Genomic DNA, 18,336 nt, shown 5'->3' with positions numbered 1-18,336 from the left:
CAGCGAAGCCGCCGCCCTCAGGCGCTTGTTGTAGCCGGGTTGCTGGGGCAGGTAGGGGAACAGGTGGCGCAGTTGGGCGCGGGTGTGGCGCAGCCGGCGGGCCTCGCTGGTCAAGCCGAGCAGGGCCTGCATCACCGCCAGGGTGACCAGTTCAGCGTCGCTGGGTTTGGGTGCTATGCCCACCTTCGCTCGCCACGGGCCCAGGTGCGGAGCTGCTTTCAGTAGGCCGGCGGTTCTCACGCAGAGTGCGGTTAGATGTTGCCGCAGAGCCCGCGGTTGTCCTGACGCCGATTCACTTTGCGTCCTTTTTACGCCGGTTTCCCTACGCCGGCCGCACACCGGCCGGTGTGCGGAAACCGGCGGACGGAGCCCGCCCGGGACAGGGCAGGGCCCCGGATTGGAATCATCCGATCCGGGGCCACCGGCGCCGCCTCCGCGCCGGGATCCGCGGTCCTGGGCCAGCCCCGTCGGGGGATTACGGGGCTGGCCGGTTCTGGGGGGCGCCGTCAGTCGCGCCCGGCCTTCGGCAGCTTCAGCGCGGCGAGACCGCTGATCAGGCCGCCGGCGACGACGAGCATCGCGGTGACGTGGATGGCGTGGGCCGACGTGGCCGGCGCGTAGTCGCCCGCGCCGCTCAGGTACACGCTGCCGTAGGCGGCGATCCCGAGCACCTGGGCGATCTGCGCGGACGTGGTCATCACACCGCTGGCGTCCGCCGCGTCGGCGGGCAGCACCTTGGCGAGGGACACGGTGAGCAGCGGGCTCGTGATGTACCCCATGCCGATGCCGACCACCAGCTGGAGCACCGGGAGCGCGAGGCCGCCGTGGCCGCCCGAGCGCATGTCGAAGCCGATGCCGAGGTAGCCGACGGCCGCCACGGCACAGGCGGTGACGATCATCGGCCGGTGCAGCCGCTCCGGCACCTTCTGCCAGGTGAGGCTGCCGGTGGCGACCCCGATGGCCAGCGGCGCGAAGGTCAGGCCGGTACGGGTGGCCGACTCGCCGAGCCCGGACTGCATGTGCTGGGAGAAGGAGAACAGGAAGCCGGCGTATCCGGCCATGGCGAAGAACATCGACAGGGCGCCGGGCGCGAGACCCGGGGTCTTCAGCACACGGCCCGGGACCAGCGGGGCGCCACCGCGGCGCGCCACCGCCCGCTCGACGAAGCCGAACACCACGAACATCGGGACCGACGCGACGAGGAAGACGCGCATCCACACCGGCCAGTCCTGCTCGTGCCCCATCACCAGCGGGACGACCAGAAGGAGCAGCGCCGCGGTCAGCGTGATCAGGCCGGGGGTGTCCAGACGCTTGGGCGTGGCGGGCCGGCCCTGCGGCAGCACCCGCAGGCCTGCGATCACCAGCACCACACCGATCGGCACGTTGATGAGGAACACCGGCCGCCAGCCGGTGCCGAACAGGTCGGCGCTGACCAGCAGACCGCCGAGGACCTGCCCGACGACCACGCCCAGGCCGATGGTCGCCGCGTACAGGCTCAGCGCCCGGCCGCGCGCGGCGCCCTCGAAGCGCAGCTGGATCAGGCTGTAGATCTGCGGCATCATCACGGCCGCGCCGACGCCCTGGGCCACCCGCGCGGTGATCAGCAGCGCGGAGCCGGACGCCAGGCCGCAGGCGAGGGAGGCCACCGTGAAGGTGGTCAGACCGAACAGGAACATGGTCCGGTAGCCGTTGCGGGCACCGAGCCGGGCGCCCGTGACCAGCAGCGTGGCGTAGGCGATGGTGTAGCCGGAGACGATCAGCTGGAGCGCGGAACCGGTGGCGTCGAGGTCCGTGCGGATGGTCGGCGTGGCGACGTTGACGATCGTCGAGTCCAGCAGGGCCATGAAGACGGCGCCGAGCATGACCGTCAGCATGCGGGTGCGCTGCCGCTTCTCCGCGGCGGCGTCGGCGCTCGGGGCGGGTGCGGCGGTTCCCGGGCCGATGACCTGGGCCCGATTCTGTGTCGTCTCGCTCATACAGCCGATGGTGCCGACCGCCATGTCCGGGTACCAGATACCCAGTTGTCCCGGTACTGGGGGTATCCGGATACCGTCCGCGTCGTACGGCACACTGGGGGCGTGACGTCTCCAGACCACTCGCACCGGGCGAGCCCTCCGCCGGGTGCCTCCGCTGCCGACGTCCCGAACAGCCAGGCGCGCCGGCGTGCCGAACTCGGCGCGTTCCTGCGGCTGCGCCGCGAGCGCGTGACGCCCGAGGAGGCGGGCATCGAGCGCGGCCCCCGGCGCCGTACGCCCGGGCTGCGCCGCGAGGAGGTCGCCCAGCTCTCCGGGATCGGGGTGGCCTGGTACACCTGGCTGGAGCAGGGGCGGCCCATCAACCCCAGCGTGCAGGTGCTCGACGCGATCGCCCGCACGCTGCGGCTGGACCCGACCGAGCGCAACCACCTCTACCGGCTGGCCGACGTCCCCAGCGTGCCGCTGGACGCGGCGGCGGCGCGCGACGGCCAGCCGCCGGAGCACCAGACCATCCTGGACGCGCTCAGCCCGTTCCCGGCGTGCCTCGTCACCGCCCGGTACGACGTGCTGGCGTTCAACGACGCGTACGGGGCGCTCGATCCGGCGATCATGCTGCGGCCGGAGGCCGAACGGAACATCCTCTGGCATCTGTTCACCAGCGACGAGCACCAGCAGCCGCTCGTGGAGTGGGAGCGCGAGACCTCGCTCATGGTCGCCCAGCTGCGGGCGGAGTCGGGGCGCCGGCTGGCCGATCCGCACTGGACCGAGTTCATCCAGCGGCTCTCCGCCACGAGCCCGCGCTTCGCCGAGATGTGGGCCCGGCACGAGGTCGCCGCGTCGGACACCCGGCGCAAGTCGTTCCGCACCGTCGACGGCGAGCTGCTCGCCGTCACCACGACGGCCTTCACGGTGGCCGCGGCGCCCGACACGAAGATGTGGATCCACACGCCCGCCGACGAGCGCACCCACGCGTTGTTCGTCGAACTGACCGACCGATACCGGGCGTTGGGCCCCGCCGAACTCCTCCGGCGGGGCACGCGTACGGGCGGGGACCGGCCGCCGCCGGGCCGGTCCCGCGACGTCAGGTCCGTACGGCCTTCGGGTAGCGGCCCGGAAACTCGCAGCCGGTGAGCATCAGCAGCGGGGCGGCCTTGACCGCGGTCTCCTCGAACTCCTCGGCGGCGTCCGACAGCGCCACGATCGCGCCGCCGACGCCGTACCGGACGCGTCCGGGGTGACGACGGCCGTGCGGATGGCGACGCTCAGGTCGGCGGCACCGGGGAGCGAGAAGTAGCCGATGGCGCCGGAGTAGACGCAGCGCGGGCCGGCCTCCAGACGGTCGATGATCTGCATGGTGCGCAGCTTCCCCGCGCCCCCGCCTCGGGGCGCCCACGACCACGGACAGGAGCAGTCCGCCGCACACGGCCCTGTTCTCCCGAAGCTACGGCGGAGTGACAAGTAGGTCTCTGTAATCAGAGTGACGCTCGGTGTCGAGCCCCTCCAGGGTCGACTCCCGGATGTTCTCCCGCTCGGTCTCCGCCATCGCCGCGAAGAACGCGAACAGCAGCTTCCCCGGCCCGGTGGGGTCGTAGATGCCGGGCAGGGGTCCGGCGAGTATCTCCAGGACCAGGCCGTGGGCGGTGAGGTGGTCGGCGAGTGCGGTGAGCTCGGCGGCGTCGCGGCCAAGCCTTTTCATCTCGTACACGGTGAAGATGACCCGGCAGTGCGGGGCGTGCGTTTTGACCTCCCGCGCCGTCCTCAGCGCCTCCTCGAGCCGCGGGCGCTCCCGCACCCGGGTGCTGATCTTCTCGCTGAAGATCTTGTCCCTCGGGATGTCGTGCTTGCTGAGCGCGTCGAGCTGGGAGTCGAGTTCCTGCCCGAGCGTCGAGCATCGTGCGTAGCCGATGCGGATGTCCGCGCTCGGCAGGTCCGGGTCGATCGGCGTCGGCAGCGGGGTGCCCGGGCGCCACCGTCTGCCCGGGCCGCGGTCGGCGGGGGTGGGCACGCGCAGTGCCTTCTTCAGCCGGGGGACCAGGGCGAAGCGGCGGGTGTGGTAGGCGGAGGCGACCACGCCGCCGCGCGAGCGGCACGGTGATCCGGGCTGGGCGTCGCACTTCGGACAGGTGTGCTGTTCGACGTCGTCGGCGTCCAACCGGTCGGTTGGGGGAGGGGGCTGAGGGTCCGTCATGGGCCCGGATTCGCACAATGCAAGTCTCAGAAGGGGGCCCGTCCCACTTTTGAGTGAGAACGGGTTGTGAGAACGAATCCGGGGTCGGCGGGGGTTCGGTGGACCGTTGTTGATCTTGCTCGCGCAAAGGACCGTTTGTGAAAGCTGCTGTGAGTTGCGCCTGATCTTTGTCCGCAGGTCGTCGGCGGGCTTCCGCGCGGAGGGCAACGTCCAGGTGTCGGTGTTCACGCCCCGGCGCTCCCGCTGCCCCGCTCGACCGGGATCCACAGCTGGGAGTCGGTCTCCACACCGATCTCCACCGGCTGCGTCCGCAGGAGCTCTGGACCTGTCCGGCTCGTGTACGGGTTCGAGGGGAACCACTGCGTGAACACGTCTCGCCACAGCTCCTGGAGGGCGCTCGGATAGGGCCCGTGGTTGTCGAAGACCGCCCAGGTCCCGGTCGGCACGTCGAGGGCGTCGAGCTCCTCGGCGGCCACCTCAGGACCGGTCACCACGCCGATCCAGTAGTCCGCCTCGGCGCCCTCTTCCCGGCTGTCGGTCAGGTACACCACCGCCGACAGGATCCCGTCCGGCTCCTGGCCGGCCAGCTCCTTCATCCGTACGATTGCCTGCTTATCCAGGCTTTCCATGTGCGCCGCGGCGGCCGCGTTCACCCCCTCGCGTACGAGCGGGAGCCGGGCCTTCTTGCCGAGGACCCGAAACGACTCCTTCTCCACGATCCGGTAGCGCATGGTCGTACTTCCTTCGACGACGACACGGAAGGACATGCGCGGCTGTGCCGTGAGCACCGCACCCGTGCGCCGGGCCTCGCCCGGCCCGATGCCATGCACCGATCGGAATGCCCGGGCGAACGCCTCGCCCGAGCTGTACCCGTACCGCACTGCGACATCGAGCAGCGTCAGGTCCCCGGCCAGCACCTCGGCCCCGGCGAGCGTCATTCGTCGCCGCCGCACGTAGACCGGGAGCGGCATCCCGGCGAGCGCGGAGAACAGCCGCCGGAGGTGGTACTCCGACACCGCGGCGATCCGGGCTACCTCGGCCATGTCGACCTCCCGGTCGAGGCAGGCCTCAAGGTGGTCCAGCGCCCGATTCAGCCGCTCCAGCACGCGTATCCGTCCTTCCTTCTTGCGTCTCCACGGAGGAACGCCCACCCTGCCAAACAGCCGCACGCAGTGCCGCAGGAGCCACAGCGGCCGGCCCCCGAGCCCAAGCCGGAGTCGCTCGCCGCGCGCGGTGCCTTGGCGGTCATCGGCGCTGCGGTCTGGGACGCCGACCGGGCCATCAGACACCGCCCAACGTCTTACCGCGCCATTAGGAGCGGTGGACCGGCGGCCCGACCGGCGGCCATCAGGCCGCCTTGCTGGAGTATCGAAAACTTGATCGCGCCCCGCCCGACAAAACCAGTGCGGGAATTGTTGGGCAGGAAGCCCTGGCGTTACCTGAGGCTTACCCCCATGACTGATGTTAAGGGGTTTTGCGAGCCGCGGTTTGAGGCAGTCCGGGCGGCCCTTGCAGCTTTGCTCGGCAAGGACGACGTGGGTGCCTCGGCGGCCGTCTACGTTGACGGCGAGCCGGTGGTCGATATCTGGGGCGGGTACGCCGATGCGGACCGCTCCATCAGCTGGGAGCGCGACACCATCGTCGGCGTGAACTCGACGACCAAGAACATGACCGCCCTGTGCGCGCTGATTCTGGCCGACCGGGGCGAGCTCGATCTGTCCGCGCCGGTCGCCGCCTACTGGCCCGAGTTCGCCGCGGCCGGTAAGGAGGACGTGCTGGTGCGGCACGTGCTGTCGCACACCGCGGGGCTGCCGGACCTGTCCGGGCCGACGACGGTAGAGGAGCTCTACGACTGGGAGAGCGTGACGGCAGGGCTGGCCGCGCAAGCGCCCGAATGGGAGCCGGGAACGGCCGCCGGCTATCACGCGCTCACCTTCGGCTTCCTTGTGGGTGAGATCGTCCGCCGCATCACCGGCCGCAGTCTTGGCGAGTTCTTCGCCGAAGAGGTGGCCAAACCGCTGGGCGCGGACTTCCACATCGGGCTCTCCACCGAACATGACCACCGCGTCGCACCGCTCATCCCGCCGCCGTCACTGACCGACGAGTACGCTGCCAGCGCACCGCTCGGACCGGATGGCACGCGCCGGGAAAATACCGGTATGGCGATCCGGGTCAAGGACTCCAACTCCGTGGCCTGGCGCCGTGCGCAGATCCCTGCGGTAAACGGCTTCGGTAACGCCCGCTCTGTCGCCCTGGCTCAGTCGGTATTGGCGAACCAGGGTTCGGCCGGCGGCGTGCGGCTGCTGTCCCCCCAGGGTTGCGAGCCCGCGTGGCAGGAGGTGTTCCGGGGCGAGGACCGCTTGCTGGGGACACCGATGTGCTGGACGGTGGGTTTCGGTAAGTTCGGCAACACTTTCGGCTGGGGCGGCTGGGGTGGCTCGCTGGTCGCGAGCGATCCCGGCTCACGCCTGACGGTGGCCTATGTTATGAACCAGATGATCGACCGGGACCAGCAGGAGGACAACCGCGGCATGGAGATCATCATGGCCGCCTACAGCGGACTGCACTGACAGGCAACGGGGCAGTCTGGGCCCGCACAGGCGGAGCCCGTCGTTGATCTCGCGCCGCAGTTCCGCGTCGGCGAGGTAGTCGCAGATGAACGCCGTGCGCACCGCCCGGCCCAGTTCTTCGATCGCCCGGTACGTCGGATGCTTCGGGCCGCCGCGGGTGAAGCGCCGCAGGACCTGCTCGGCCTCGGCGGTGCCCATGCGCAGGGCGGTGGTGTATTTCACGATCTGGTCGTACCGCTGGCGGATCAGGTCCCAGTCGATCGTCTTGGTCGACAGCACCGGCGCCAGGTTCGGCCACTTCTCGTCTTGTCCGGCAGCCGGCCGGTACAGCCGCGCCGAGCCGACGTTCTTCAGCCGGGGCAGCAGGTTGAAGCCGAGCATGTGGGCGAAGGCGAACCCGATGATGGAGGCGCCGTGCGTGTCGGTGTACTGCCGGTCGAACTCCACGTCCGTGCAGTGCCGCAGCACCCCCTCGATCATCGCGGGCTCGAAGTCCGGCGGCAGATCGTCCTCCGGGTTCCGCCACCGGTTCGCCCCCGGCACCCAGATCTCCCGCCGCCGCAGCGCGTCCCGCAGCGCCACGAGCACAGCGGCCGGCCGAACCAGGCCCGCATCTGGTCCAGGTGCCCGACGTCCCCGCAGATGGTGCCGTCCGCCAGGCCCGCCGAGGCCCGCGCGAGCACGAACCCGGCAAGCACGTCGGTCTCGAACTGCTCCAGCTCCTCCGCCGAGACCGGATCCCGGGACTCGCGCAGGTCGCGTACGGCTGCCAGCGCCAACCCGAGCCTCCTCACCTTCACCCCGATCACAGATCGATCGGACAAAGTGAGAATGCTTCAAGAATCCTGAAGTTACGTCACCAGCTCGAAGGACACCCCCAAGGGGACAGAACACCCTGGCCACAGAGACAAGGGCTCAGCAGGGCTCAGGGGAACTCGCGGGATGTCGCACACACCGCTGCCGAACGCCCGGACTGCGAAGGCTTCTCGGCTTCGGAATGACCCGAGGTGCAACCGGCGAGCGGAACGAGCAACGCGGCACACGCGATGCTCAGCCCTGCCAAAGTCCGGCGGGACATGTCAGCCCTCCCAACGACAGACATCGCGCCGCGATCGGCTCCTCGCTCGCGACTGACGGGATCATGCCAGCGCCGAGCGCCGGACTGCCGAGTTCCGCCTCTTTCCTGAGCAAGACGTGAGCTTCCGTTCTGGTGAGGGGTTCCGTTCTGTGAGGGGGCACACGACGTCGTGAGGTGGTACTCCCGTCTCCGGGGTCCGAGGATGCTCGTATGAAGGTGCCGATCGGCCGCCCGAGTCTGCGGCCCTACCTGTCTTACCAGCAGAGCGCCGCAGCACACGGTGAGGGGCTGAGCGCTCACTTCCTGGGCACCAGTTCGGTGCTGCTGTCGGACGGGCAGACCTCGGTGCTCAGTGACGGGTTCGTCACGCGCCCGGGGATGCTGCGCGTGGGCATGGGCAGGATCGCCCCGGACCGCGCGCTGGTCCGTGCCGCCATCGAGCGGCTGCGGGTGGACACCCTCGCCGCTGTGGTGTGCACGCATTCCCACTACGACCACGCCCTCGACGCACCGGTGTGGGCGCTGGAGACCGGCGCCGAACTGGTCGGGTCGGATTCCACCGCCAACATCGGGCGCGGCCTGGGGGTCCCCGAGTCGTCCCTGCGGGTGGTCGGCGACGGCGACAGCGCCACCTACGGCGACTTCACGCTGACCTTCCTGGACTCCGTGCACAGCCCGGGCGACCACTACCCCGGTAGCGTCGACCAGCCGTTGGTCCCGCCGGCCCGCGCCGGCGCCTGGAAGACCGGCACCGCCTATTCCGTGCTCGTCACCCACCCGCACGGCCGCGTGCTGCTGCAGGCCAGCGCCAACTACCGGCCCGGCGCGCTGCGCGGTCACCGCGCCGACGTCATCTACCTGGGCGTCGGCATGCTGGGCAAACAGCCCGTCGAGTTCCTTCACACCTACTGGGACGAGGTCGTGGCCGCGACCGGGGCCAGGCGGGTCATCCTGGTGCACTGGGACGACTTCTTCCTCGGCCTGGACCGGCCACTGCGCCCCATGCCCTACCTGCTCGACGACCTCGACACCACCATGAGCCGTCTCCTGCCCCTGGCCCGCCGTGACGGCGTCGACGTCGTCCTACCCGTCTCCTGGCAACCCAGCGCTCCGCTCGCCGACCTCCCGTGAACAGGTGGGGTGCTTGACCATCTGGTCGTACTGCTGCTCAATCAGTTCCCAGCGGATTGGCCGGGTCAGCGAGGCGCTGAGCGTCGGCCAGCCGGCCGGGGAGTCGTCGGGGTGGTACAGGCGGATACTGCCGATGTTCTTCAGCCGAGGCAGCAGACGGAAGTTCAGCAGTTCAGTGAAGGCGAACCCGACGACGCTGGCGCCGTGCGTGTCCACGTAGTTGGACTCGATCTCGGCGTCCGTGCAGTGCCGCAGCAGTCCCTCGATCATCGCCGCGACCTCGGACGATGAACAGCTCTTGAGCCGGGACTATGCGCGAGCCGTCCGCGTCCCAGGCCGTAGCACGCCCGTCACTGCGCCCGGTCCTGCTCGCGGGACAGCCAGGGCACCGGGCGGGGAGGGGGCCCCGAGGAGGGGCGGATCCTGGTCACGGGGACAGTACTGGGTCGTTGGTCGCGGGTGCCGGTGGTGCGTGGGTGCTCTGGGTGTGGGTGGTGGTCTGGGGCGGTGAGGGCCGAGCGGTGTGTGGCCGCCGGTCGCTGACAGGTCGGTTGCCGGGCACCTCTGGCACATTTGACGCGCCACCGGGCTCGAGGGCCGATTTCCCTCCCGGCGGGACGCGTTCGAAGGTTCTTTCTCGGGCCCTGGGAGGTTCGGGGCGCCGCGCCGTGCAGCGCCCGCATCACCCTGTTCCGCAGTGATCGTCTGGCGTCGTGGGGATGGCGGCGAAGGGGATCACAGCGGGGCGGGAGCGCTACTACCGGCGCAACATCGCCCTCGGTGACGGTGCCCAGGGCAGCGCACTGACGGTGTCCTCCGCCGTCCCGGGGGTGCCACCCGGCGTGTGGCACGGGCAGGCCGCCCGCGCTCTGCTCGGCATGTAACCCGACGCCGAAGCGCTGGTGGCCCGGGAACTGAGCTGGACACGGCTTCGCATGCGACGGCTTCTTCACAGGGAGCAGCGGCAGGCGCAACGCGACCGGGCTCCCGGCGAGCGCATCCAGACACCCACGCCCGCGGCCGGCTCCCCGCACAGCGACGACCCTGCGGCCGAGCAGCAGCGGCACACGCAGCACGGGACGACACCGCAACCCGTCCGCGCCGCCTGACGCCACCAGGCTTTCTCTGCCGCAGCCATCGCCGAGAGCCGCTTCACGTATCGGAATCAGGATGCGCCCTCACCGCCGACGCTCCAGTCCCGAAACACGTGACATTGCCGTCCAGCCGCACCTCAGCGCCGCGGCGTCAGGACCCCACCCCGACCTTCTCTCCCTCTTCGCTCGCCGGGGTGTCAGCCGACTCGGCCGCTGCGGACGCCGTTGTGTCAGCGGCACCAGCCTGCTGGAGCGCGGTGTAATACACGGTGCTTCCCTGCTTCGTCCGCTCGACACGGCTCTTGGCGACGAGCCGCTCCAGTGTGTTGCGCACCGTGTTGATGTCACGAGCGCGCTCGGGAAACGTCTGCTCCAAGGCGCTGACGACCTCGCCGGCGGTGCGCGGCTCGCCGGGCTGCTTGGCCAGGATGAGCAAAAGGAGGTCGCCCAGAGGGGGCTCGCCGCTCCTGGCTGCGGTCTTCTTGACGGCCGCCTTCTGCGCGCTCTTCTTCGCCGGGTCCTTGGCCGTGGTCTTCTTCGCCGGAGCCTTGACGGTCTTCTTCGCCGTGCCCTTCCTGGTGCGGGCCGTCTGCATGGCAGGATCTGCTTCTTCCTGCCGCGGCTGCGGGACCGGCGCTTCCTCCTGTGCGGCCGGTGCCTGGGCGGACGACTGCGCCGCGCCGGCGGAGTCCTCTTGGACCTGAGCGTCAGGCAGAGAGCCCAGCACGCCGCGCAGCCACTCCTCCTCCGCCCTGAGCCGGTCCAAGCGCGCCTGGAGCTCTTGTTGTTCGGAGAGGATCTTCTCGAGGTCGGCGGCAATCTGAGAGGCGTACCGCTCCTGGATGGTGTCGGGCTTGTCGGCCACGGCAGTTCACGCTCCTTGGATCCGTGGTGTGTTGCGCCGGATGCTACCCATCTCAGCTGCACATGGCTGATGTCCCGCCCGAACGCACCCGTACGAGAACACACCAGTGATGGCTTCACCATGCGGGCTGGTCCAGGTCTTTGCTTCCCACGGCGTTGAGCAGACTGGACCCCATGAGCGTGGTGTTCGGTGGGCGGCGTAGGGTCGCTGAGGGAAGTTGAGGGGGAGCCATGACCAGCGCGCAATGGGTTGAGCTCGCGGCCTGCCGGAGCACCGACCCCGACGAGCTCTTCGCCCAAGGCGCCGAGCAGAACCGGGCGAAGAAGGTGTGCACGGGGTGTGTGGTGCGCACGGAGTGTCTGGCCGAAGCACTCGACCATCGCATCGAGTTCGGCGTGTGGGGTGGCATGACCGACCGCGAGCGCCGGGCCTTGCTGCGCCGCCGACCAGACGTTGTCTCCTGGCGGACGGTTCTGGAGGACGCTCGTCAGGCGTACGAGCGGTCGCCTGCCCGCTGACTTCCCCCCGGGGGCGCCCCTTTCCGCCGGTGAGTCCTTCCCCCACCGCGGCCGCCTGCGCAGCCACACGACCCCCTCCGTCCGTACACGCACTACCCACCGTCGCGCGGTGGGCTGTAGCCCGCCCCAGCGCGTCCACTGCCGTCTGACCCGCCTCGCGCCATGGCGGCCATCAGCGCGCAGGTTTTGAAGTCGACGCGAAAGTCACCAAGCTGCCGGCGGACCGGCACATCCGTACTGCGGACCGCTGCGGCCGATTGTGAAGCATCGGTTCCCGCCAGGGGGGAACGGACTGGGCAGCCGGACCTCGCCACCTCCTGCAGGGGCTGTCCTGTTGTGCATGAGGGCACACGACGGCGACTGCCGGAGGGCCGGCCGCTTCCGAAGCCGTGAGTACAGCGGGGGAGCGGCGCTGGATTTCCTCGCCCGGGCCTGGCCCGGCCTGGTCGCGCAGGACTTTGCCGCGACGGCGTACCAGGATCCGGCCTGGCTGCTGGCGTGGGCCCGGCAACTGCCCGTCGGCTGCGAGCTGTTGGTCCTGGCGATCCTGGACGAAGAGCAGCCCGTCGCTGCCCTGCGCTGGTCCGGGAGCTCACCCGCGGCGGACGCACCCGGATCACCCCGCTGGCCTGGCCCGCGTCCGAGCAGATCCGGCCCGTGGGCGAGAGCGCGGAGGCGGTGAGCACACTTGTCCACCGGCTGCCCGGCCTCATACGACGTGGTGGTAGCCGACCTGCCGGACAGCTCCCTCCTGGCCCGGCAGGCGGCGCACAGCCGGTGGGGCGATCCCGACTCCCAGACCCTGTACGCCACCGTCCCCTGCCCGTGGAGCTGGCGGCCCTGTCCCGGTCGACGCGGCGGGAGCACACTCGCCGCCGCCGGACCGTGCAGGCCCTGGGAGACCGGGTCGGATACCGCCGAACCGGCACCCGCACCGAACTCCTCGCCGCCTTCGATGCGCTGGATGACCTGCACCAACGACGCAACGCCCTGCGGATCCCCACCCCTCACGCACCGGACCTCAACCTGCCCTGGCGAGACGTCCTCAAAGAATGCGCCGGCATCGCCTTCATCGCCACGCTGACCCTGGACGCCCGGCCCGTGGCCCCCCAGCTGTGCCTGGCCAGGGGCACCCGTGCGTACTCCTTGATCACTGCCGTGGACGTCGCCCACCGCGACCTGTCACCGGGGCATGCGCAGCTGCACTTCCTGTGCGACGACCTGACCGAGGAGGGGTACACGGCACTGGACCTCGGCCGCACGACAGGCGAGGACGGCCAGCGCTCTTACAAGGCCTCCCACGGCGCCACCTGGACGACCCCCCGCACTGCACCGCCCCGGTCGGCAACCGCCCGGCCTGCCCGGCGACCTCCAGGACATTCCTGCCGCCTGCACGTCGGTCCCCGGCGAGTTGACGAAGCGTGCCCACGAGGCCCTGGCGTCGTACACCGGCAGTTCCCCGTCTGCCAGCGGCAGGATCCGGAAAGTCACGTGTTCCGGCCGCCGTTCCTCCGCGTCGAAAACCGCCTCATGGGCGAGGTCCTCGAAAGCCTCGGCTTCGGTGGTGCTCCACGCCGAGTCGTGCGGCAGGTTCCCGTAGCCGATGTGGTTGAGCAACATGTCGGCACGTATGACGGCGTCACCGCCGGCGTTGTGTACGAGGCGGTGCAGTCCGGGCGGGAGGAAGAGCCGCATCCCGCCATGCAGTTCGTGGAGCGCCGGGTCGGGTCCCTGGGCGTCGGGTTCACGGAAGTACGGGGCGTACTGCTGGGCCTCGGACTCCATGGGCTCGCCTGCGCCGGGCCGCCCTAATCGATCAAGTTCAGGGCGCTGTGCGGCGGGGCCCGGCGGCATCGACGCCCGGCGGTCCGCGTCGGGCGGGTGACGGCCTTCGGCATGGCGGCGGCCAACCGCGGATCACGTGCCGGAACCGGTGCCGCCTGCGCACCGGCGGATCAGGTCGGCACGCGAGGTGATACCCAGGCGCTCGAAGATGCGGCGCAGGTGATAGTCGACGGTGCGTGGGCTCAGGTACAGCCGGGCTGCCACCTCCTTGTTGGTCGCGCCTTGGGCGACCAGCCGGACGATCTGGTGCTGACGGGAGGTGAGTGTTCCGGACTGGACTTCAAGAGCGGGGCACTCGTTCTCCGCGGGGTCCCAGTCGTCCCCGGTGGCGCGCAGCTCGGCCCGGGTCCGGTCGAGCCACAGCCGCGCTCCATGCCTGCGAAAGATGTCGGCCGCCTCCCGGAGCTGGGCGCGGGCGTCCGAGCGCCGGCGCTCGCGGTTGAGGTACTCGCCGTAAAGCAGGCCCGTGCGGGCCAGTTCCAGTTCACGATCGCCGATCGGGTGCAGACGCAGAGCGCACCGGAAGTGTTCCTCTGTGTCGCCGGTTTCCAGCAGCGCGCGGCACCGAGCCGCCAGCGCGGTCGGCCACCCACGGCCGATCGCCTCCGCCCAAGGGGCGAAAGTCGCCGCGGCGCGCTCCGCCCGCGGCCGGTCCCCGGCTCGGACCGCGGCCTCCACGTAGCTGGGCACGGCCTCGATTGCGACACCGGGATGTCCGAGCCTCGTCCGGGCGACTCGGCGCAGCTTGGCAGCCGCCTCGGCCCAGTTTCCGGAGGCGAGATCCAGGTGGGCCAGGCCCCACAGGCCAAGGGCGGAGGCGAGGCCCAGGCCGTGCGCCTGTGCTTCTCCGACGACGCGGTCCGCGTACTGCCCGCAGGCCCCCGAGTCTCCGGTGATCCCGGCAGCGAGCATCAGTATCGCCATCAGATTGCGGACGCAGCTGAGCTGGCCCGTTTCGCGGGCGAGCCGCAGTGCCTCGGTGGCGGTGACCGTCGCGGCTTCCGGTCCGCTCAGCCAGCATTCCGGATACGAGAGGTACTGCATGGCGTGCGCCATCGTGGGTGTGTCCCCTGCCGTGCGTGCCAGCGTCACCGCTCGGGTGGCCAGCGCACGCGCGCGGGCATCGTCGGCGATGAACAGCGCACCGTGCGACGCCCATGCGAGCAGGAGCGGATCGTCGACCTGCGTCGCCGTGCCGAGGCGCTCGCGTAACCGGGGCACCGCGGCCGCGAGCCGTCCTTGCAGAGAATCGGCGACCGCGAGCAGAACATCGGCGGCCAATCGGCTCGACGGCTGATCCTCCCGCGCCGGGCTGTTGAGCACCGCCAGCGCGCGGCGGCCGGCCTGCACGGACAAGGCCGCGTTTCCCGCGTACAGGCCCGCCTCCCCCGCTGCCACCAGCGCCTTGATGGCCAGCGATGCGTTGTCACCGGCCAGTAGGTCGGCGGCGGTCAGGAGTCCGTCGTAGGCATCCGGCGCTGCGGCGTGTTGGAGGGAGATCACGCCTTTCAGGTATGCGATGTGCCCCCGTAAGGACGGCCGGTCCTCACCGACCAGGGTCTCCGCGCGTTCCAGCAGCCGGGCTGCGCGCCGCGGCTGTCCGGCGCGCCTGCTGCAGTCGGCCGCGGCGACCAGGCGGTTTCCCCGGTGGCCGTCCTCGTGGGTCAGCTGGGCCGAACGTTCCATGAGCGCCGCTGCCTTTGCCGGGCTGCCGTGCCGACCGGCGCGTGCAGCCTGACGTTCCAGCTCGTCGGCCAGTTCGGCGTTGGCCTCCGACAACAGGGCAGCCTCGTGCCAGCAACGACGATCGTCGTGCGTGTCGGCGAACGCTCGCGCCAGCATGTCGTGCGCCCAGTGCCGCTCGGCGAGATCGGATCCCTGGTAGACGGCCTGGCCAAGGTCGTCGTGCCGGAAGGAGATCACGGTCCTCGAGATGGTGAGCAGGCCTGCGGCCTCGGCCGATTTCAGGGCCGACGGCTCGATGCCCGTCCGTTGGGCGACACGGAAGAGTGTCAGGGGGTCCAGGCCCGGTTCCGCGGCCAGCAGCAACAGCAACCTCCGGCAGTCGCCGGGAAGTCGGCGGAATTCGGCGAGCCGGAGGCGGGCCAGGCGAGGTGCCAGTGGCAGGGGATCGGGCAGCCGGGACACCTGGCTCAGCTCCGCGGGTGTGAGCGTCCGCAGTAACTCCAGCAGAATCAGGGGATTGCCGCCCGCCGCATGGAGGAGCACCTCCCGAACCGGGGGCGCCACCGGAGAAGACCGGGTCCGTGCGATGAGCCGCAGGCAGTCCTGGTCGCTCAGACCAGCCAGACGGAGTACTGGCACTCCCGACACGGCGGCGCACCCGTCGCTCTCCGTCCCGGCCAGGATCAGGACCCGCTCGGTGCTGATCCTGCGGGCCACGAAGCCGAGGGTGTAACGGGACTCGGCGTCGACCCAGTGCAGATCGTCGACACCGACCAGCACCGGACTGTGGCCGCTCGCCCTCGCCAGGAGGGCCAGCACGGCGACGCCGATGAGCGATCGCTCCCCGGGCGAGGGGACGTGCCCGAGCAGCAGCCGCTCCAGCACCTCACGGGACTGCGGGGGCAGTTGAGGGATGTCGGGGACCAGCGGCCTGACCAGCCGCTGCACCGCCCCGTACACCAGGTTCTGTTCCGCCGGTACCCCGTCGGCCCTGACAGCGCGGAAGTCCTGGGCCAGGTGGGACGCGTACCGGAGCAGCGCGGTCTTGCCGATCCCGTGGTCACCGGTCAGGAGCAGGGCGCCGCCGTCCGCTCCGCGGCAGGCTTCCACCGCCGCCGCGAGCTGCCGGCGCTCGGCCTGTCTGCCGATGATGGGGGGTTGCTCGGTGCCGTACGTCATGACGCACGCCTCCCGACTCGACGCCTCAGGTCGAGAATAATGACTATTCTCGACCGTGAGCGCAATAGTGGCGCCACGCGAAGTGGTGTTCTGCGAGGGCCCCTTGGACCCTCCCTGCGCGGCTACGCTTGGGTCGTGGCAGAGCCTGATTCCCTCTCAAGGCAGTCCGGTGCCCTGATCCGTGACCGGCTGATCGAGGCAGCCGTTCACGAATTCGGCGAGCAGGGTTACGACCGTGCGCGGGTACAGGACATAGCCCGTCGTGCCGGGCTCTCCACCGGCGCGATCTACGGCAACTTCCGGAACAAGGCCGACCTTCTTGCCGAGGCGGTCGACCGTGGTCTGGCAGCTGCCGCGCGCAAGCTGGTTGAGGCACTCGACCGCGGGGCGGCCTCCACCGACCTGCTCGAGATGATCACCACCGACCTCTCCGACCCCCGTCGGCGAACGTGGGCGCCTCTGGTCAGTGAGGCGCTCACCGCCGCGCGGCGGGACGACGAGGTCGCCCGCAGGGTCCACGCTGCCTTGCGCAGGGCGGAGACCAAGGTGACGGAACTGGTCGAACTCGCCCAACAGGACGGCTCGCTCACCCCCGAGGTCGACGCCGCCGCCTGCGCCCGCCTGGTGCTGTGCGTGTCCCTCGGGGTTGACGTACTCACCGCCTCCAACTTCGAGGGCCCGGACCGCAAGGCGTGGACCGCGTTGGTGCGCAGGATCTTCACCGGGCTGGCCTCGGCCACCGTCCGCACCGCGACCGCCGGCCGGCGCTCGGCCGGGCGCCTTTCGTGGCGGAGCAGCGACTGAGTCACCGACGCACTGCGCGAATCGGTGAAGTCACCGGTGTTGCGCCGGCCCGAGGGGCGAGTATCCCGAGTAGGCGCTGGTCAGCAACTCAGCGGGAATTTCCCTGTTTCTGCCGCAGCCGGGACCGGTTGACAGTGGAAAGTCCGCACGTCACTCTACGGTCAGTCAAGCGAGGCAACTATCGGTGAGGGGGACCCCCTCGATATGCGCTGTCCGCTCTTGAGGCGTTGACCGTCATACGTTCCTGTCCAGATAACTACATCGCCTGCCTTCGCGATGTCGATCGGGTCTACCGACGCTCCCGCCATTGCGCGGCGAGGCGAACCGCGTCCAATTTCCTTGCGCATCGGCCGATTCCGAAGAACTTCTTTCCGGCAATGGAGGAGAACATGCTTCAGCGAAAACTCGCGCTGACCGCCGTCGTCGCCGCGGCACTGGCGGCCGGCGCCATGCCCGCGGCCGTCTCCGCAGCCGCTCCCGCCCCTGACACAGGGCGGCAGCACCGCGGCCCGCAGGTCACGACCGTACGATACGGGCCGTTCACCATCCCGGCCGCGTCCGGGCACGACCACGGGGAGACGGGCAACCGACTCTCCCTGAACGTCCAGAAGCCGTGCGACGACTGCTTCATCACCGGATTCAAGCCCAATCTCGTGTACGCGGACGGGTCGAACGCCAATGTCAACACCGGGCCCATGTTGCACCACATGGTGATGGGCAATCACTGGAAGAACGATGTCGTGTGCAACGGCCCGCAGCGAATATTCGCCTCCGGCAACGAGCGGGTGGAGAGCACCCTGCCCTCCGGATACGGCATCAAGGTCGGCAGGGGCGAGCGGTGGAACATGCTCTATGACCTGATGAACCACGCCCCACAGAACAAGACGGTCTACATCTCGGTGACGTACACCCATGAATCCGTCACTGGTTCGCGACTCAAGCCGGTGACACCGATCTGGATGGACGCGGGCGGATGCCTCGGCAGCACGTACGACGCTCCCGAGGGAGTCAGTGAAAAGACCCGGCGGTGGCGATCCACGATCTCCGGGACGCTGGTGCACATGCGCGGTCATCTCCACCATGGCGGTCACTCAGTGCGGACCGAGAACCTCACCACCGGCAAGCTCCTGTGCAACATCGTGGCGGAGGAAGGCGGCAGCCCCGAGTTCATCGACCTCCATGGACACACCGAGATCTCGGACATGCCGCCCTGCGGCGGTGATTCCCTCGGCGCGATCCACCGAGGGGATGTCCTGCGGATCACCAGCAGGTACGAAATCGACGGGCACTCGCACGACGACGTCATGGGGATCATGGCCGGCTGGGTGGCCCGGAACTGATCCGCCTCGGCAGGCGGTGGGGCGCGGGGATGCCGCCCCACCGCCTTACCACGGAGGTGATC

17 protein-coding genes and 2 pseudogenes are annotated in these 18,336 nt (G+C 70.1%); 10 read left to right on the top strand and 9 right to left on the bottom strand.

The features are described 5' to 3' along the window. Together ACIBBH_RS39025 and ACIBBH_RS39020 are read right to left on the bottom strand one after the other, a co-directional pair. Positions 1-267: pseudogene (locus ACIBBH_RS39025) on the bottom strand (IS982 family transposase); the annotation flags it as partial. 239 nt (positions 268-506) lie between these two features. Continuing rightward, complete coding sequence (locus ACIBBH_RS39020) at positions 507-1,976, bottom strand: MFS transporter (protein WP_399413172.1); 1,470 nt, start codon at positions 1,974-1,976, stop codon at positions 507-509. A gap of 102 nt (positions 1,977-2,078) precedes the next feature. Here ACIBBH_RS39020 and ACIBBH_RS39015 point away from each other — a divergent pair, with 102 nt between their 5' ends. Continuing rightward, positions 2,079-3,107, top strand: coding sequence for a helix-turn-helix transcriptional regulator (locus ACIBBH_RS39015; protein ID WP_399413170.1), 1,029 nt, complete (start codon positions 2,079-2,081; stop codon positions 3,105-3,107). On the opposite strand, the pseudogene ACIBBH_RS39010 reads toward ACIBBH_RS39015, so the two are convergent. The 3 genes and pseudogenes from ACIBBH_RS39010 to ACIBBH_RS39000 form a co-directional block, all read right to left on the bottom strand. After that, a pseudogene (locus ACIBBH_RS39010) lies at positions 3,058-3,350 on the bottom strand (chorismate-binding protein); the annotation flags it as partial. The gene ACIBBH_RS39015 and the pseudogene ACIBBH_RS39010 sit on opposite strands and share 50 nt — an antisense overlap. Positions 3,351-3,417: 67 nt before the next feature. After that, complete coding sequence (locus tag ACIBBH_RS39005; protein WP_399413168.1) at positions 3,418-4,164, bottom strand: recombinase family protein; 747 nt, start codon at positions 4,162-4,164, stop codon at positions 3,418-3,420. A 224-nt stretch (positions 4,165-4,388) separates the two neighbouring features. Next, positions 4,389-5,270 (bottom strand): GyrI-like domain-containing protein, encoded by an 882-nt coding sequence (locus ACIBBH_RS39000; protein WP_399413166.1) that lies wholly within the window; start codon positions 5,268-5,270, stop codon positions 4,389-4,391. Between the two features lie 348 nt (positions 5,271-5,618). Here ACIBBH_RS39000 and ACIBBH_RS38995 point away from each other — a divergent pair, with 348 nt between their 5' ends. Next, a complete protein-coding gene (locus tag ACIBBH_RS38995) occupies positions 5,619-6,734 on the top strand; it encodes a serine hydrolase domain-containing protein (protein WP_399413164.1) in 1,116 nt (371 codons plus the stop codon). On the opposite strand, the gene ACIBBH_RS38990 is transcribed toward ACIBBH_RS38995, so the two are convergent. After that, a complete protein-coding gene (locus tag ACIBBH_RS38990) occupies positions 6,627-7,316 on the bottom strand; it encodes a Tn3 family transposase (protein ID WP_399413162.1) in 690 nt (229 codons plus the stop codon). The genes ACIBBH_RS38995 and ACIBBH_RS38990 overlap by 108 nt on opposite strands. 706 nt (positions 7,317-8,022) lie before the next feature. Between ACIBBH_RS38990 and ACIBBH_RS38985 the strand changes: the two genes are divergently transcribed. Beyond that, the gene (locus tag ACIBBH_RS38985) at positions 8,023-8,943 is read left to right on the top strand and encodes an MBL fold metallo-hydrolase (protein ID WP_399413160.1); all 921 of its coding nucleotides are present in this window, start codon (positions 8,023-8,025) and stop codon (positions 8,941-8,943) included. Here ACIBBH_RS38985 and ACIBBH_RS38980 read toward each other — a convergent pair. Continuing rightward, positions 8,896-9,213 (bottom strand): Tn3 family transposase, encoded by a 318-nt coding sequence (locus ACIBBH_RS38980; protein ID WP_399413158.1) that lies wholly within the window; start codon positions 9,211-9,213, stop codon positions 8,896-8,898. The genes ACIBBH_RS38985 and ACIBBH_RS38980 overlap by 48 nt on opposite strands. A 449-nt stretch (positions 9,214-9,662) precedes the next feature. Between ACIBBH_RS38980 and ACIBBH_RS38975 the strand changes: the two genes are divergently transcribed. Continuing rightward, positions 9,663-9,827 carry a hypothetical protein gene (locus ACIBBH_RS38975; protein ID WP_399413156.1) on the top strand — a complete coding sequence of 55 codons (165 nt, stop codon included), beginning with the start codon at positions 9,663-9,665 and terminating at the stop codon, positions 9,825-9,827. A 51-nt stretch (positions 9,828-9,878) separates the two neighbouring features. Then, complete coding sequence (locus tag ACIBBH_RS38970; RefSeq protein ID WP_399413154.1) at positions 9,879-10,052, top strand: hypothetical protein; 174 nt, start codon at positions 9,879-9,881, stop codon at positions 10,050-10,052. 136 nt (positions 10,053-10,188) lie between these two features. On the opposite strand, the gene ACIBBH_RS38965 is transcribed toward ACIBBH_RS38970, so the two are convergent. Beyond that, positions 10,189-10,902 carry a BlaI/MecI/CopY family transcriptional regulator gene (locus ACIBBH_RS38965; protein WP_399413152.1) on the bottom strand — a complete coding sequence of 238 codons (714 nt, stop codon included), beginning with the start codon at positions 10,900-10,902 and terminating at the stop codon, positions 10,189-10,191. Between the two features lie 230 nt (positions 10,903-11,132). On the opposite strand from ACIBBH_RS38965, the gene ACIBBH_RS38960 reads away from it, so the two are divergent. From ACIBBH_RS38960 to ACIBBH_RS38950, 3 genes are all read left to right on the top strand, one after another. Continuing rightward, complete coding sequence (locus ACIBBH_RS38960; protein ID WP_399413150.1) at positions 11,133-11,420, top strand: WhiB family transcriptional regulator; 288 nt, start codon at positions 11,133-11,135, stop codon at positions 11,418-11,420. 340 nt (positions 11,421-11,760) lie between these two features. Beyond that, on the top strand, positions 11,761-12,102 hold the full coding sequence (locus tag ACIBBH_RS38955; RefSeq protein ID WP_399413148.1) for a hypothetical protein: 342 nt from the start codon (positions 11,761-11,763) through the stop codon (positions 12,100-12,102). A gap of 143 nt (positions 12,103-12,245) precedes the next feature. Beyond that, a complete protein-coding gene (locus tag ACIBBH_RS38950; protein WP_399413146.1) occupies positions 12,246-13,232 on the top strand; it encodes a GNAT family N-acetyltransferase in 987 nt (328 codons plus the stop codon). A 105-nt stretch (positions 13,233-13,337) separates the two neighbouring features. Here the strand turns inward: ACIBBH_RS38950 and ACIBBH_RS38945 are convergent, their stop codons facing one another. After that, positions 13,338-16,130, bottom strand: a complete 2,793-nt coding sequence (locus tag ACIBBH_RS38945) for an AAA family ATPase (protein WP_399413144.1) — start codon at positions 16,128-16,130, stop codon at positions 13,338-13,340. A gap of 135 nt (positions 16,131-16,265) precedes the next feature. Between ACIBBH_RS38945 and ACIBBH_RS38940 the strand changes: the two genes are divergently transcribed. After that, positions 16,266-16,934 carry a TetR/AcrR family transcriptional regulator gene (locus ACIBBH_RS38940; protein WP_399413142.1) on the top strand — a complete coding sequence of 223 codons (669 nt, stop codon included), beginning with the start codon at positions 16,266-16,268 and terminating at the stop codon, positions 16,932-16,934. Positions 16,935-17,323: 389 nt separating this feature from the next. Then, the gene (locus tag ACIBBH_RS38935; RefSeq protein WP_399413140.1) at positions 17,324-18,274 is read left to right on the top strand and encodes a hypothetical protein; all 951 of its coding nucleotides are present in this window, start codon (positions 17,324-17,326) and stop codon (positions 18,272-18,274) included. Positions 18,275-18,336: the final 62 nt, after the last annotated feature.

The sequence above is a fragment of the Streptomyces sp. NPDC051636 genome (assembly GCF_044453765.1).
In the GTDB taxonomy this organism is placed as follows: domain Bacteria; phylum Actinomycetota; class Actinomycetes; order Streptomycetales; family Streptomycetaceae; genus Streptomyces.
The sequence above is the reverse complement of the archived record's forward strand: the minus strand, read 5'-3'. Positions and strand labels throughout refer to the sequence as shown.